3 protein-coding genes and 1 riboswitch are annotated in these 18,037 nt (G+C 43.7%); all 3 genes read right to left on the bottom strand.

The window, feature by feature from the left end; all coding sequences use genetic code 11:
- Positions 1 to 17 precede the first annotated feature (17 nt).
- Positions 18 to 6,995 carry an autotransporter outer membrane beta-barrel domain-containing protein gene (locus tag Q0612_RS06205; protein ID WP_298882182.1) on the bottom strand — a complete coding sequence of 2,326 codons (6,978 nt, stop codon included), beginning with the start codon at positions 6,993 to 6,995 and terminating at the stop codon, positions 18 to 20.
- A 173-nt stretch (positions 6,996 to 7,168) separates the two neighbouring features.
- A riboswitch (cobalamin riboswitch) is annotated at positions 7,169 to 7,361 on the bottom strand.
- 381 nt (positions 7,362 to 7,742) lie between these two features.
- Complete coding sequence (locus tag Q0612_RS06200) at positions 7,743 to 15,158, bottom strand: autotransporter outer membrane beta-barrel domain-containing protein (protein WP_298882180.1); 7,416 nt, start codon at positions 15,156 to 15,158, stop codon at positions 7,743 to 7,745.
- Between the two features lie 246 nt (positions 15,159 to 15,404).
- Positions 15,405 to 17,975 (bottom strand): hypothetical protein, encoded by a 2,571-nt coding sequence (locus Q0612_RS06195; protein WP_298882178.1) that lies wholly within the window; start codon positions 17,973 to 17,975, stop codon positions 15,405 to 15,407.
- Positions 17,976 to 18,037 lie beyond the last annotated feature (62 nt).

Genomic DNA, 18,037 nt, shown 5'->3' with positions numbered 1-18,037 from the left:
ACATATTATAAAATTATTTAAAAGGTAAATCTCAAGCCAGCATTAACCTTCCAGTCCTGTTTATAATCACCGGTTAAGGTCTTAGTTACGTCGGCGTAGAAATTGCTGCACTTGCTAAGGTTATAGGTACCACCCAAAGTCAGTTCACTCCAAGTGCCCTTCAAATCATAGCTTGTATCCTTAGTACCGCCATCACTATCAAGCAGGTGAGTATTTACATCACCAGAGAACTCATGCATCAGATTCAAGCGAGCATAGTAGTTACCATGTTCACTAGCTTGTCCGGCTTCTAAGCCAACACGAGCAACAAAGCTGTTAAATGCATCCTGATTTACATTCACGCTGCCCAAAGCGCCTGCAGAAGCAGTATAGTCGGCACTACCCAAACGAGACCATGTTAATTGCATTTGAGGTTCAAAATAGCCAGTTTTGATATCTCCAAAACGTTTACCGTATTGTGCAGACAGACTATAACCTGTAGCGCTATAATCACCATTAAGGGTACCACTAGCATTAGAAGCCTTGAACTCATTTTTCACGTGACCAATCTTGGCATTTACATCTAAATAGCCAGCATTTGCAAGAGCAGTGCTTCCATAGAAACCTAAAGTATAGAGCTTAGTATCGCCGCTGCCATTTTGATAAGTGTCATTACCATCCTGATAATCAAATGCTACGCCCAAATTCCAGCCATTAGCCAAGTTCATATCATAGCCAACTTGACCAGCCCAATAGCTACCATTAAAGGAAGTATTGTTACCACTATATTTAGTCTGACCGCCATAGGTTCTTGCCCAAACACCAGCTTTGTCATCATCAAGCATCATTGCACGACGATTATAGCTGTCCCCAGCAACATTACGCCAGCTCAGCATATTGCTCATCATTGCAGTACGTGTATCTTTAACAAGCTCAGATTCTTGCTGCGTATATGTTTTATGTGCAGTGCCAAGCTCATACATACCTTTACCTGCATCAGCAGAATCAAACTTCATGTCGCCAAGATACATTGCAACAGAATCACTTGTTAAACCACCAGCAATTTGCACCTGACCTTTCAAGTTAGTATCAGTACCAGCATTTGCATAATAAAGCTTTTGTGCCAAAGCATTCATTACGCTTTCAACATTATCTTTATCATTAACGTTGATATTTTTACTGCTTGTAGACAATGTAATCAAAGAGCCTTCAGCTGCATTTTTAATTTTGGTATTGCCAGCAGTGTAATCAGCTACATCAGTACCCTTTGTATCACCATGATCATATACCAGAATTGTGCTGCCGCTATAGTTGTTAATAGTTAATTCTTGGCTATCTTTTTGGAAAATATATCCAGAGCTGCTGTAGTCCTTGCCACCAACAAAATTACTGATTCTGCTGCCGGTAAATGCTTCACCACCCCATGCAGACGGTAATTCGCCTTGCTTTTCATTAGTCCATACAGCGCTATTACTCAAGTACAGATTTATATCACCAGTAAAGGTTTTTCCACCTGCACTAATTCCTGCTTCCGGGAATTGGTTGTATGCAACACCATTCCAATAAGATCTCTTGTTATCTAAATTAACATTAATAATAGTCTTAGTTTCAGGTTCAGAAGAGTATGCAGATCCAGTGCCAGCTACAGCATTACCTGTAATCTGAACTACATTACTGCTACGCATAAGCTTTTCAGCAGGCATATTAACATTAATAGTACCACTTTGTGCTATCAATGCAGGCATACCGTCTTTTGTTGCGTTAATTGCGGTATCTCCGTTGAAATTAATGGTAGAGCCACCACCATTCGCAAAAGCACCGGCGCCATCACCACTAATGTCAGCTGCGCCGTTTACATTAATTATGCCACCCTTTTGAATACCATAGTTGCTACCTGCATATAAACCGCTTACCGCATAGAAAGACGAGCTGTTAGAAATAGTTTTCATCTTAACGTCACCATTAAAATTAATTTCACCATTTCCTGCTGCATATGCGCCAATTGCGGTTTTAGAATCTACAGTAATATCAGCATTAGCATTAATATTTGTTACTGCTTTATCTACAGTACCACTGTTAGCATGAATGCCTTCAGCACGCTCCGTGCTTGTAGCCTTAATAATAAGCTTATCAGCAGCAATGTCATTTTTCTTATTGCTTTCATGGAAAATAGCAGAAGCAGTTACCCCGCTCTCCGGATTAATAGTCAATTTCAAATCCTTACCAGAAGCATCAATATTAATATCACTATCTGGACGCACACCTACAGCGTAATCTTTAGAGCCAACCTTAGTATTTTTTTCTTTTATACTGATTTCAGTGTCTTCGGTAAACTTGTAGCTGCCATCTTCCTGTATTACTCCACCAAGTACGTATTCTAAGTCATGAGCCTGATTACCGGTCAGCATATTATTGAAGGTTGCTGCAACCTGATGATCCGGTGCGTCAGGAATCTTAAAGGTTCCATCTGTACCGCCCTTACCATTTTCAGCAAACACAATATCACTTAAAGCCCAAGTCACGCTATCACTTGTCAGACCGCCTGCAATCTGCGCAGTGCCAGTTAAATTACGTTCACCAGTTGCATAACTGCTGTAAGTCAGCTTGCCTGCAAGATTGCTTAAGATACTGCTTACTTTTTCTACATCAGAAAGAATTGCACTATTGGTAATCAAGTTCACCTTGGAATCAGCTTCTGCATGCTTAATAATGGTATCACCATATTTATCAAAATCAGTTGCTTTTGTACCATCGTTATCATGCGCATAGAAGATATTAGTATGGCCACTGTAGTTGTCAATCGTCAGCGCTTTGCTGTCTTTTTGGTAAATGTTGCCTGCTTGTTCTGCGCTTGCTCCACCTGCCAGCTTCGTTACGCGGCTGCCTGCAAAAGCATTTACTGCATTACCTACAATCTCATTATTCCATGTAGCGCCATTACTCAGATACATATTTACGGTTCCATCATAACCGTCTGCTATATTTTTATCCGTAAAGTTTTTGCTTACTACACCGGTAAACTCAGAATCCTTAGTAGACAAGCCCATATTGATTTTAGAGCCAAACTTTCCAAAAGAAGTTACGATGCCAGAATTATCAGTTCCTACGTTACCGTAAATGTTTACTTTATGATCGGCTGCTCCATCCTTGCTGTCATTCATATTGACATTGACGGTACCTTCGGTAGCAACAATTGCATAGTGTACGCCTTGGCCTTCAAAATCTTTTGTTTTATCATTGATTTTAATATTGGTGGCTCCGTTCAAATTAACTTCAGAACCACAAATATTGGCTACTACACCTGTACCATCAACTGCAATATCGGTATCGCCGTTAACTGTTACCTTAGATACTCCAGCCGTACCATTGCCTGCTGCATAAATACCGCTGGTATTAAACCATGCATGCTGTGCTCCATTATAAGCAGTATTATTTTTGTTTTGCACGCCCCAGGAACCGTCTTCGCCCTTCATGGTCAGGTTGCCATCAATATTTACATTAGCGCCATTATTTGCATAGATACCTAAAGCATATTCGCTGCCACTGGCATTAACGTTTACATCACCCTTGATATTTACAGCAGCTTGATGTGCTACAGAACCAGGTCTCCAATTTTTATATCCTTGTACATGAATACCTTCTGCTCTTTTTTCGTTTTCTACCTGAATGCTTACCTTTTTAGCATCAACACTAACTGTCTTATCTAATTGTTCGCTGCCGCTAGCAATCAAATCGTTCATGATGCCAAATACTTGGTCAGCATTTTTACCCTGTACTTTAATATTCAGGTCTTGACCATTAGCATCTACTTTTAATGCAGCCATACCCTTCACAGGATTGATTGCTGCTTGCTTATTACCAAGCTCAACCTCTATGGTGCTGTCTTTTGTGAATTTATAGCTGCCGTCTCCTTGTCTTACGCCACCAAGTACATATTCCAAATCCTTGTCCTTATCACCTGTAAGAATAGTTCCGAAGGAAGTGGATTCCTGTTCAGCAGGAGGATTAGGAACAGCTACAGAATCAATACCGCTGCCTTTACCGGAAGCATCAAAAACAATGTTACCAGTAGCCATAGTCACGCTATCGCTGGTCAAGCCACCGGCAATCTGCGCAGTGCCAGTTAAATTACGTTCACCATTTGTATAACTGCTATAAGTCAGCTTACCTGCTAAAGCATTTAAGGTTTTGCTAACACTTTCAGCCGAAATTGTTAAGCCTTTACTGCTGGTAATCAAGTTCACCTTGGAATCAGCTTCTGCATGCTTGATAATGGTATCGCCAGCATTATAAGTTACACCATCACCAGCATGCTCATAGAAGATATTAGTATGACCACTGTAGTTGTCAATCGTCAGCGCTTTGCTGTCTTTTTGGTAAATGTTGCCTGCTTGTTCTGCGCTTGCTCCACCTGCCAGCTTCGTTACGCGGCTGCCTGCAAAAGCATTTACTGCATTACCTACAATCTCATTATTCCATGTAGCGCCATTACTCAGATACATATTTACGGTTCCATCATAACCGTCTGCTATATTTTTATCCGTAAAGTTTTTGCTTACTACACCGGTAAACTCAGAATCCTTAGTAGACAAGCCCATATTGATTTTAGAGCCAAACTTTCCAAAAGAAGTTACGATGCCAGAATTATCAGTTCCTACGTTACCGTAAATGTTTACTTTATGATCGGCTGCTCCATCCTTGCTGTCATTCATATTGACATTGACGGTACCTTCGGTAGCAACAATTGCATAGTGTACGCCTTGGCCTTCAAAATCTTTTGTTTTATCATTGATTTTAATATTGGTGGCTCCGTTCAAATTAACTTCAGAACCACAAATATTGGCTACTACACCTGTACCATCAACTGCAATATCGGTATCGCCGTTAACTGTTACCTTAGATACTCCAGCCGTACCATTGCCTGCTGCATAAATACCGCTGGTATTAAACCATGCATGCTGTGCTCCATTATAAGCAGTATTATTTTTGTTTTGCACGCCCCAGGAACCGTCTTCGCCCTTCATGGTCAGGTTGCCATCAATATTTACATTAGCGCCATTATTTGCATAGATACCTAAAGCATATTCGCTGCCACTGGCATTAACGTTTACATCACCCTTGATATTTACAGCAGCTTGATGTGCTACAGAACCAGGTCTCCAATTTTTATATCCTTGTACATGAATACCTTCTGCTCTTTTTTCGTTTTCTACCTGAATGCTTACCTTTTTAGCATCAACACTAACTGTCTTATCTAATTGTTCGCTGCCGCTAGCAATCAAATCGTTCATGATGCCAAATACTTGGTCAGCATTTTTACCCTGTACTTTAATATTCAGGTCTTGACCATTAGCATCTACTTTTAATGCAGCCATACCCTTCACAGGATTGATTGCTGCTTGCTTATTACCAAGCTCAACCTCTATGGTGCTGTCTTTTGTGAATTTATAGCTGCCGTCTCCTTGTCTTACGGAATCACCAACATACTCTTTATCAACACTTGCATCACCAGTCAAAACAGTATTAAAGTTTGTTTTTGACTGACCGTTAGCAGTTCCACCCTTACCAGTTTCATCAAAGACAATATTGTTAGATGCCAGTTCTACTCTATCAGCAGTAAGGCCTCCGGCAATTTCAACCTTGCCTTTCAGATTGTCCGGATTATTCTTATAATCGTTGTAGGTAAGTTTTCCTGCTAATGTATTTAAAACCTTGTTAACAGTACCATCGTCTTTTGTATCAACACCATTATTAGCAGTTACCAAGGTAATCTGGGATCCCTTAGCTGCTGCTCCGATAATAACATCACCAGCTGCATAATGATTGCTATCCGTACCATCATTAGTATGTTCATAGAAAACAGTTGTGTAGCCACTATAATTTTTTATATCAATGTTGGCTTTATCCTTTTGGTAAAGTAAGCCAGCATTAGCTGCTGTCGTACCACCAGTTAATTTATTAATATGAGTTATACCATCATATGGTCCATAATGCTCGTCAGAAGGGTTCGGAAGCGAGCCGCCAGAAAAAATACCATCTGTTTTAGACATGGCTTGATGGTTCCAAACTGCATTATTTTGCAGCCAAAGATTAATTTCACCAGTTTGTGCAGCACCTGTATTATCAACAACGCCACTCCATGATGAATCTTTGGTTGTCAAAGCAACATTAGTTCTGCCGTCACGATAGAAGAAGTCGCCACCGCTGCCATCAGCATCTTCGCCCATGGTCAGCATATTGCCTTTAAGCGTAACCTTCTTGTTTCCAGCTGTGCTGCCATCAGTGTTAACATTGATAGTACCACCATAATTGGCAATAGAATAAAATGCATCCTTAAAATCCTCAGGAGTTTCAATGTTTACATTACCATTGAGTGTAATTTTTGATAATCCATAATCATCAACATTTAAAGCAGTATAATACGGATCTGTAGCAAGGCCAGTACCCTTTACAGCAATATCAACATTACCATTGATAGTAATATCACCCGCAAGACCTGCTTTAATTGCTACAGGCTCCCAACGATTACTAGTATATTCTGAATATCCACCATGAAGATTTTTAGCAGTAATACCCCATTCGCCTTCTACTGCTTTATCTCTCATGGTAACATTACCATTTACTACCAAGCTTGCTCTTTGGGTGCCATCTTTATCAAAATCCGGGTTAAAATAACCAGCACTAATGCCAGTAGCACTATATTTTTTTCCATGACTTGTAATGTTAAGATCACCATTGACAATGGCTCCTAACGGAACAACATTTCCTACACCTATAGCAGAAACACCCTTCATATTAAAGGTTGCTCCTTCGCTAAACGTATAAACCTTATTACCTGCAGCATCAGTACTCATAACGCTGCCAAAAGTTGCGTTATCGCTATCCTGCGCAGTAATAGCTGTAGTATACGTTGCCGCCATAGCCTGAGGAATATAACCAAATCCAGCAGCTAAAATTCCAGCAGTAACGGCTAGTGCAAGCCTACTTTGCCATGATTTTCTGAAAACTTTTTTCATAATTGCCTCCTTGATATACTCATAAAACTCATAAAAAAATAGCACAGCTTAATAATGCTCAAGCTGTGCTATAATTTTTTCTATAATTAGCACAAAATCAAGCAAAAAAAGACCCACTCATTGTGTAACAAACAAACACTTACAACAATTAATAAAGTCCTTTCTCGCTGATCTTTACTAATCAACAATCAGTCAGTACCCTGGCTTAAAATCATTGCCGCTTCATCCCTTGGTAAGAGGTTTAAGTCATAGCTTAATGATAAAGCAACTCCTTTTCACAGTTGCGGAACAGCGCCAAAATTACATTGGACTTCCCTATAAAGAAGATATCGGCAAAATATCTCCACCTGATTGCTCATATTAATTTTATTGATAAAAAACAGCAGTAACGCTTCACTTTTGCAAAGCATATTTTTTATTTGGGGTGTATCACTTGAATTTTTCTGTTATTGATATTTTTTATCATATAGAGTTTACCATATATGGATTGTAACGTCAAGTGAAATTTGAACATATTGTGAATTTAGTCACTGAAAGAAACATAAAAGCATAAAAAACAACTCGCAATAGCACTTCAAACAAATTATCTGCCAAGTTCTGCTTTTTATTATGTAAAAAACAAAGCAGCCACCTGCCTTTCGGCAGATGACTGCTTCGCTTTCTAAAATTAGGGGAGCAGACCGTGGTGCCGCCTTGTAAGCACCGCAGCCTATTTATAAAAGAAGGGGAAATATCTTATCTAAGCGATTAGAACTCGAAGCGCAGGCCTGCACTTGCCTTCCACTTGCGTTCGAAGTCGCCGCCGAAGTCCTTAGCAAAGTCTGCATAGATATGGCAGTTGTCGCTCAGGTCATAGCTGCCGCCAATGCTCATTTCCATCCAGGTGTCACTGCCGTCAAAGCTGGTGTGCTTAATGCCGCCGTCCTTAGCGAAGTAGCTTGCGCTGATGTCGCCGTTGAATTCATGTGCACCGTACAGGCCAACGTATACGCGGCCTTTTTCGCTCTTAGCGCCTGCTTCCACACCGAAGCGTGCTACAAGGCTGCTGTAAGCGTCCTGGTCAATTCTCATGCTGTCGTTCGGAGTATGGGCAGTGTAATCCTTGCTGCCCACCTGAGACCAGGTCAGCTTTGCTTTCGGAGTGAAGTAGCTTGCCTCGCTGCCGAAGGTCTTGCCATATTCCATGGTCAGGCCATAAGCGTTAGCTTTGTAATCGCCATGCAGCTTCAGGCTGCGGATTTCGTTGTAAACGTCATATTCGTTTTCAACGCGACCGGCTTTTGCTGCTACGCGCAGGTAGGATTGGTCTGCAAAGTTCTTCACGCCATATACGCCCAGGCTGTAGAGCTGGTTGTCGCCCTTGCCGCCCAACAGGTAGTTGGAATCGCCATTGCGGTAATCAAAGGCTACGCCTGCATGCCAGCCGTTTGCCAAAGCCTTGTCAAAGCCAACCTGTACACCACGATAGGTGTTGTCATCTCTAAGGCCTTTAACATCGGAGCTGGTCTTGCCGCCCAGTGCCTTAGCAAAGATACCGTCTTCATCTGCCAGGTCTGCGCCAGTGTAGGTATCCTGCATGTTGTCGCGCCAGCTGTGCATGGAGGTGGTTGCTGCACTTCTTACGCCCTTCATTACAAAGGTTTCATAGTTGCCATCAATAATTTCACCCCATTTTATGCTGCTAGGATCAAACTTGCCTATGCCAGTTGTTTCGTCCCAATTCATAGCGCCAGTCTTACTGGTAGAAGTCAAACCTTCCGCAATTCTGACTTTACCCTTAAGATTACCACCATTTGCTGCATGATCAGTGTACTGAATCTTTTCGGCCAATACAGTCATAGCAGCTTCCACTTCAGTCTGGCTGTTAATATTGATGTTATTGCTGTCGGTGAGCATGATTACGCCAGAGCCTTCTTTAGCATTCTTGATAACAGTATTGCCGGATTTGAAGTCTTGTGCTTCGCTGCCTTTATTATCGTGATTATAGATAATGGTTTCCCAACCGCTGTAATGATCAATCTCAAGCTTGCCAGTTCTGCTTCTCATATCCAGATAACCGGTTTCGCCCTCGGTTGCACCACCATTTACGGTCAACCCGGTAGCCGGAGTAGCTCCTCTGGTCATTTGCAGCAGAGACATACCTGCAGCTTCGTCCTTATCATCCTTCAGTACCCATGTTGCACCGTTCTTGATATTCATTACAATGCTGCTGTTGCCATCAACCTTGTAGCTGCCGGTCAGCTTGGATTTTGCATCGTTCAGGCTGATCTCAACGTTGCCGCCGTTGCTTGCATTAACGTTGCCTTCAATGATACCGGTTGCATTGCTGCTATCTACAGTAATGTTGCCGCCGTTAGCATTAATGCTGCCATTAATGGTCAAAGCTCCATTCTTGGTATCAACAACTACCTTGCCGCCATCGCTTGCATTGATAGCAGTGCCTTTACCATCATTACCGCTGATAACAGTGCTGCCGTTCAAGGTTACATTACTACCGTTAGTTGCATTGATACCGGTTTCACCACTGATTTCAGTGGTGCCGTCAACTTTGACATTAGCACTGCCAGTTGCATTAATTCCCTGATCTTTGCCTGTCAGCTTCAGCTTGGCAGCGGTAGTATCAATTTCAACATCCTTACCATTTACATCTACTGCAGCACCTTCGCTGACCTTAACTTCAGACGGATTCTGAGTAAAGATATATTTACCATTATCCTTCAGGATGCCGTCCTTCTTATATTGATAGTCAGTCTTAGCATCACCGGTAATACCTTGATGGATTTCGTTGCTCTCCGGAATCTGGGTTTCCGGATAGGTGAAGCCAGGCTTCATAGAACCATTCTCCAGACTGCCCTTACCAGTATCAGCATTGAAGGCGATGTTGCCAGCCTGCATTGATTTGCTGCTTGCGGTCAGGCCGTCAGCAATCTTCACATAGCCGGTCAGGTTCTTCTCACCGTTTACGAAGTTGCTGTAGGTCAGCTTGCCTGCCAGGTTGTTCAGCACATTAGCTACGCTGTATTCGTTGTCCATGCTGATACCGCTATTGTCGGTAATCATGGATACCACAGAGCCTTCTGCTGCACTCTTTATAATGGTGTCGCCTGCTGCAAAATCACTAGCTGATTCGCCGTTACCGGTGTGTGCATAGAAGATGTTGGTGTTGCCGCTGTAGTTGTCGATGGTCAGGCTATTAGCGTCGTTTTGGAAAATGTTGCCAGCAGCTGCTACACTTGCACCGCCTACGAAGTTGGTTACATAGCTGCCTGCAAAGCCGCTCGGAACATTCTTACCAGTTACCTGATTAGTCCAGGAAGCACCGTCTGTCAGCCACAGGTTGAAGCTGCCGCGTTTTTCACTATCAGCAGATTCATTCAAACTGCGTCCTGTCCATTGGCTATCTTTGCCCTTCAACGCCAGATTGATGCTGGATTCATTAGTCTTAGCGTAGATATCGCCAGTGAATTTAACAACGCTGTCGCCTACTTTTCCGTCTTTCAGGTTGACATTAATCACGCCGTTACCATCGGTCTTCAATGCATAGTATGCAGCTGCCTTGGTATCCTCTTTGATTTCCAAGTCACCATTCATGTTGACAACACCTCTGCTGCCAGCATAGATACCATTGCTTTCCTTATTACTGGAAGTGGTAATTGTAGTATCTGCATCAATGGTAATAGTGGAGCCTACCTTAGCAAAAATACCCTGACTTTCACCGTCCACAGCTTCAGCATTAAGATTTAATTTGCCCGCTTTAATGGTAATAGGCTTACCACCATAATACGTTTCCGAAGCAATTGCACGTGCTGCAAAGGTTTTATCAGAATGGAAGGATACATCCAAGGTCTTGCCATCAGCGTTAATCGTAACCGGGCCACCCTTAGAGCCGATAGCCACCATAGCGGTATCCTTGCCCTTGGTTACGTCGATAACAGTATCCTTAACAAAGGTGTAAACACCCTGCTCTTTTTCGATGCCGAGATCTACATACTTCTGATCAAGTCCACCTGTAATCTTTTCCGTAAAGTGAGTGTCATCAACCGGTTCAGGCTTAACATAGGTGCCTTTGCCTTTTTCATTAAAGGTAATATCGCCGGTTTCCAAAGCCTTGCTGCTTGCAGTCAGGCCGTCAGCAATCTTCACAACGCCTGTCAGGTTCTTCTCACCGTTCGCAAAATTACTGTAGGTCAGCTTGCCTGCCAATGCGTTCAGCACGTTAGCTACGCTGTCCTTGTTATCCATTGCGACGTCTTTGTTGTCAGTAATCAAGGATACTGCAGAGCCTGCTGCCGCACTCTTGATAATGGTGTCGCCAGCCTTATAGTTATCAGCTGCTTCGCCATTACCAGTGTGTGCATAGTAGATATTGGTGTTGCCACTGTATTTATCAATGGTCAGATTCTTGGTATCATTCTGGAAGATATGGCCTGCATGATTTGCATCTGCACCGCCTACGAAGTTAGTTACATGGCTGCCTGCAAAGCCTGCCGGAATTGTCTTACCTGTCTTCTCGTTGGTCCAGGTTGCACCGTCTGTCAGCCACAGGTTAAAGTTGCCGTAACTTGTCTTGTCATCACCGGAGGAAACAACCTCATAAAGACTGCGGCCGGTCCAAGAGCTGTTTGCACCCTGTAATGCCAGATTGATGGTAGAAGAAGTATATGTTGTCTCATCATCATCATAATCATAGCTCTCTGCTGTCTTGGTGAAAACATCACCCTTGAGCTTAACGTTGCCTGCGCCTGCCTTGCCATCTTTGATGTTAACGTTGATAACACCCGTATAGTCAGCATTCAATGCGTAGTATTTGGACACCTTAGTATCCTCTTTAATATCAAGATCACCGTTCACAGTAACAATGCCGCCGTTGCCCGCATAAATACCATTGCTGTCATTTTGTGCAGAGGTAGCAATAGTAGTGTTGGCATCAATAGTAATCTTACCGCCTACTGCATAAATACCCTGAGCACGGAAGCCTGTAGTATCGGCGCTGAGCTTCAGGCTGTCAGCCTTAATGGTAATATCCTTACTCTTACCAAAGCTGTTGCTGGTTGCTACTGCGCGTGCAACATTATCGCCTTTAGGTACAGTATAGGAAACATCCAATGCTTTTCCTTCAGCATTAATCGTAATCGGACCGCCGCTGGATTCGATAGCGCCAAGCTCAGACAAGCCTTTAGTAACCTTAATGGTTGCATCCTTGGTAAAGGTGTAAACACCCTTCTCTTTTTCGATGCCGGCTTCTACATATTTCTTATCGTTGCCGCCGGTAATTTTATCTGTAAAGGTATTTTCGGCTGCCTCATCATATTCATAATAGCCCTGACCAGGTGTCTTTGTGCCGGTTGTTTCGGTAGAGAAGGAAATATCGCCGGTCTTCAGCTCTGCACCAGAAGCAGTCAGACCGCTTGAAATCTTCACTACACCCTTCAGATTTTTCTCGGTTGCAAAATTGCTATAGGTCAGCTTGCCTGCCAACGCATTCAGTACATTGGCAACACTTTCATCATTGCCCATGGCAACGTTGGTGTTATCTGTAATCAGATATACTGCGGAGCCTGCAGCTGCACTCTTGATAATGGTATCGCCAGCCTTATAGTTATCTGCTGCTTCACCATTGCCTTCATGTGCATAGTAGATATTGGTATTGCCACTGTAATTGTTGATGGTTATATTCTTGCTGTCGTTCTGGAAGATATGACCAGCATGAGCTGCATCTTTGCCACCATGGAGGCTTGCCAACGTGCTGCCGTCCCAAATCGGATTCTTGTCCGCCATAGTCGTAGTAGTAACATGAGATTGCTGTTCGTTGGTCCAGATTGCGCCGTTCTGCAGATAGAGGTTCAGGTCACCAACATCATGCATATCATAGCCATATTGATGCTTGTCAGTTTTGTATTTCTCATGAGCTGCAACGCCTTTCCAATAGGAATCAGCATTAGTCAGAGCCACATTAAGAACGCCTTCCTCTTTATACTCAACAAGCTCTTCACTGCCAAGGGAAGGTGGCTTCATGCCATGCAGATAATCTATATACATATCACCGGTAATCTTAGTAGTAGCATCGCCGGCAACGCCATCCTTCATGTTGATATCGAGCGTACCTTTTTCAACACGAGCTGCATAGTAGTTATGCGATTTGTCGCTGTCTACTGCTGCTGCGATATTGCCGCCGCCAACAGCTACCTTGTTGCCACTTTCCTTCAACAAAATTGCACTGCCATGGATACCGGAAATATCTACCGCACCGTTAACAGTAACGGTAGAGTCCAGACCGGTTACACCGATACCGGAGCCGTTGATGCCCATGCCGCTATCAGTTTCTGCCTTGACATTGCTGATGGTCAGCGGACCGTCGATAACAACATTAGTATTTTGGCCACGTACCAAAACGCCGCCTACAGCAGCACCCTTAGTGGTAATATTGGTAATTTCTACCGGACCGGAAATATTCAGCTTCGCATTATCACCCTTAGCAAAAATACCATATGCGCCTCTGGTGTCATTATTAGTTGCCGTAATCGCAAGCTTTTGCTTGACAAACGGATTATCAATCGTAATATTGGCACCCCTGTCTACATAAATACCTGCTGCCTGTGCGCCTGCTTCAACTACAGAGCTCAGAGCAAGGTCTTTACCAGCTATGTTTACAGTCATCGAAGCAGTAGGATCCTCTGCATAAAGAGCAGCAGCAAATTTGCTGTAGCCTTCCGTAATGGTCGGTTCAGTTACCTTGACATTAACTACGCCGTTTGCGTCCGCCTCACGGGTTTTGCTAATATCCTCAGACTCTTTAACAGCACCGGTTTTGTATTCCGGCTTCTCACCAGACGGCTTATAGTCATAATAGCCTTGGCCGGGGTTCTTCGTGCCGGTCGCATCAGTAGAGAAGGAAATATCGCCGGTCTTCAGTGCTGCGGAAGAAGCTGTCAGGCCTTCAGCAATCTTCACTACGCCAGCCAGATGACCATCAGTATAGTTCTTGTAGAACAGCTTGCCTGCCAAGCTGTTCAGTACGTTGGCTACTTTATCCTTAGCATCAGCGGAATCGCTGTCGTTAAAGCCAGAGGTAATGCCTTTATTATCTGTAATAAAGGTGATAGCAGAGCCTTCTGCTGCATTGGTAATATTGAAGCTGCCACCAATAATCTTGGTCGGATTAGCAGCATCATGCTCATAGAATACAGTAGTATTACCGCTGTAATTTACAACAGAAATAGGATTGGTATCCTTTTGGTAAATCAATCCTGCATTATCGGCATCCTTGCCGCCATGCAAAGTTGCCAGCGTGCTGCCTGTCCATACAGGATTTTTGGACGCTATGGTCGTAGTTGTCACATGCGACTGCTGTTCGTTGGTCCAGGTTGCACCGTTTTGCAGATACAGGTTGAACTGGCCGATGTCATGCGCAGTATTGCCGCCGGTGCCATAGTCATCATTATACTGGTCATAAGCTGCAACGCCCTTCCAGAAGGAATCCTTATCTGTTAAAGCAACGTTGAGAATGCCTGCGTCCTTCCAGTTAATCAGTTCGCCGTTGGTGTATTCCACAACCTTCTTGCCGTATTGGCCGGTTGCATACATATCACCGGTAATCTTAGTGGTCCTATCGCCTGCAGCGCCGTCCTTCATGTTGATATCCAGCGTGCCTTTATCTACGCGAACTGCATAGAAATTATGCGATTTATCGCTGTCTTCAGCTGCAGTGATAGTGCCACCGCCAACAGATACCTTGGTATTAGCGCCCACCAGCCTAATACCGCTGCCGCGTACACCGGAAATATCTACCGGACCGCTGACAGTTACAGTGGAGCTGTTACCGGTTACCTGAATACCGGCAGCACTCATGCCTGCACCATTTTCTCTAAGACCTTTGACATTGCTGATTGTCAGCGGGCCATCAATATTAATCTCGCTCTGCTGGCCATGGATATTAATGCCTGTTGCGGAATCACCTTGAGTAACAATATCAGTAATTTCTACCGGACCGGAAATATTCAGATGCGCATTTTCTAGAGCGTAAATGCCATGAGAGCCTCTGGTATCCGTATTATTTGCTGTAATCGCCAGCTTTTGGTCAGCAGACTGATTGACAACCTTGATATGAGCATTAGTGCCCGCGTAAATAGCTGCTGCCTGTCCGTTGGTTTGCGCAGCATTCAAAGCCAAGCCTTTACCAGACAGATTTACAGTCATCGGTTTGGACGGAGAGGTTTCCTCACCTGCGTAAAGAGCGCTTGCAAATCTATCACTGGCATTCGATTCAGTTACATTAATATGCGCAACACCCTTCTCGTCTACCTCGCGGTTCAGGCTGATGTTTTCCGACGTAGTGATAGCGCCAGTCTTGTAATCAGGCTTATCCTCTTCCGGAGTATAAGCGTAGAAGCCCTGGCCTGCTTTTTTCGTTCAGTTGCTGCCATCAGAGAAGGTTATATCGCCGGAGGCCTTTACAGAAGCGCTTACACTAGATGCCGTCAGACCATCAGCAATCTTGACAACGCCAGACAGATTTGAATCCTTATAGCCTGTGTAGAACAGCTTATTAGCCAGCTTGTTCAGTACTTCCTTAACATTATTCTTTTCTGCAGCAGTATCGCTAGCATCAAAGCCGCCAGTAATGCCCTGGCTGTCAGTTACCAAAGTAATCTTCGAGCCGGCAGCCGCTGTCTTGACAGTGAAGTCGCCACCGGTGATGTTCTGCGGATTATTGGCATCATGGCCGTAAACAACAGTTGTATCACCACTATAATCATATACGGTAATACCCTTGTCGGAATTCTGATAGATTACACCAGAGCCGTCCAGCTTAGAAACATTACTGCCAGCAAAAGTTGTCTTCAGCGTATCTACTGAACGACCGGTTTCATGCTTCCATACGGATCCTTCTGCCATTGTCAGATTAAACTGACCAGCAGGTGCATTATAAGTACTGCTGGGGATATTGCTTACTGCGCCTGTCCATTTGGAACCCTTGGTCATGTTGACATTGATAACAGAAGCTTTATTGTCAGTTACCTTCATGTCACCGGTAACGTCCAGAATTCCGGCAGTAATGCCTTCTCCTGTATTCAGGTTAATGGTACCCTTGTTGGCCTGCAAAGCATAATATTGGCTATAATCCGTACCGTTAGACATATCGGCAGCTTTAATAGTTGCACCGGCAGTAGATATAGTTGAAGTATTCAATGCACGGATTGCACTGCCCAATACGTTTTCAATATTAAGATTGCCTTTAATAGTTATATTAATAGGCGCATCTGCACTTGAAGAACTGTCTGCATAAATACCGGCAGTGTTCGCTCCAACCTTGTGGCCGGTCTGAACATTTTTGATGCTCAGGTCTTTTTCGAATACAACATTGCCTTTGGAACTTACATATAGACCATAAGCACGCTTAGTAGAACCTGATTTTACTCCGTCTATCTCAACATCAGTATTTGCGGTAAAGCTACCGTTTTCACCTACACGAATGCCATAAACATAGTTAGCTTTAGTGTCAGTATTTCCGTCAGCATCGAGACCAGCAGAAACCTTCAGCACACCATTGCCTTTGGAATCCTTAATCTCCATGCTCTTCTTTTCATCAACGAAAATCGTAGACACATTATTAGCAGCTTGATTGTTAGCATTGAGCTTCAAGGTGTGGCCCTGTAAATCAACAACAAGCGGGCTTTCTGCGTCGCCTGCTACATACAAGGCACTAGGAGCATTACCGGATACCCCGGTCTGAGCTTCGGTAACATTAATAGAAACAACACCGTTGACATCGCTTTCACGTGTTTCGCCAATGTTTTCGGATTTCACAATCGCTCCGGTTGCATAGGTCTTATCGTCCTTCTCCGGAGTATAATCATAGAAGCCCTGGCCTCCCTCGGCAAAGTTAATATTACCAGTCTTCATGGTAGCAGAAGAAGCAGTCAGGCCTTCGGCAATGGATACGCTGCCTGTAAGGTTGGTATCGCCTGCCATATACCACAGCTTGTGTGCCAGAGAATTCAATACTTCGCTGACCTTGTTTTTCTCTGCAGCGGTATCACCTTCGGCAAAGCCCTTGGTAATGCCGTTGTTGCCGGTATAAAGCATCATCTCAGTGCCGGTCTTGGCATTAAGAACCTTTATATCACCGCCGATAATAGTTCCCGGCGTTGCTTCAGCATGGTCATACCACACCTTGGTAACACCCTCAGCATTTGCGATATGGATAGGATCGTTATCATTCACCTTGATAATGCCGGCAGATGCTTGATCCTTACCGCCAACAAGGCTGCTCAGATGAGAAATGCCATCGTATTTTTCATAATACGGTCTGCTATATTCAGGCATATTTGTAGCATCAAGACCACCCTTACGGGAAGCATTTTCATAAATCCATTGCGCGCCGTTCTGCAGCCACAGATTTACTTCACCTGCTTTTTCAGCACCGGCATTATCAATAATACCCTTCCAGGAGGAATCCTGTGTGGTCAGGCCGATGTTAAGACAGCCGTTTTGATAAGCCATAGCATTTTTGGCCTCATCAGAAGCCTTCATTGCCAGAACGTTACCGACCATTTCTACCTTGCCACTTTGTGCTTCAAGGTTCTTCACATTGACATTAATCGTGCCGCCATAGCTTGCCAGAGAATAGTACGGCTCGATGAATTCGACGAAGCCTTCAACAAAATTCTTTTCTCTATATGGCGTATCAATACGTGTAGACTTGCCTAACAACGAAATTGTTGCCAAATCATGGGGATTAACACCTTCTACACTTCCATAAGGATCTGTTTTTACTGCTGTACCACGCACAGCTAAATCCACATCACCATTGACAGTAATATCGGCCTGACCTCCTGTGATAGAAATACCTGTAGGATTCCAGCGAGCACCTGTATAGTCTTTGCCGTCCCCCGAACTTGTTGTACTGCCAGGGCCGAAGTTACCGTGAACATTATCAGTAATAATACCCCAAGGACTTTCTAGATTATCCTTGCGCATTTTTACATTGGTAGATTGCAAGTGCAAATTGAACAAGATTTATCAAGCAACTATATCAGTGG

Source organism: uncultured Phascolarctobacterium sp. (assembly GCF_937920985.1).
Lineage (GTDB): Bacteria > Bacillota > Negativicutes > Acidaminococcales > Acidaminococcaceae > Phascolarctobacterium_A.
The sequence above is the reverse complement of the archived record's forward strand: the minus strand, read 5'-3'. Positions and strand labels throughout refer to the sequence as shown.

Excerpts from the sequence above, each read along its gene's own strand:
- Q0612_RS06195 (WP_298882178.1), bottom strand. The coding sequence starts at position 17,975 with ATGCGCAAGGATAATCTAGAAAGTCCTTGGGGTATTATTACTGATAAT.
- Q0612_RS06205 (WP_298882182.1), bottom strand. The coding sequence starts at position 6,995 with ATGAAAAAAGTTTTCAGAAAATCATGGCAAAGTAGGCTTGCACTAGCC.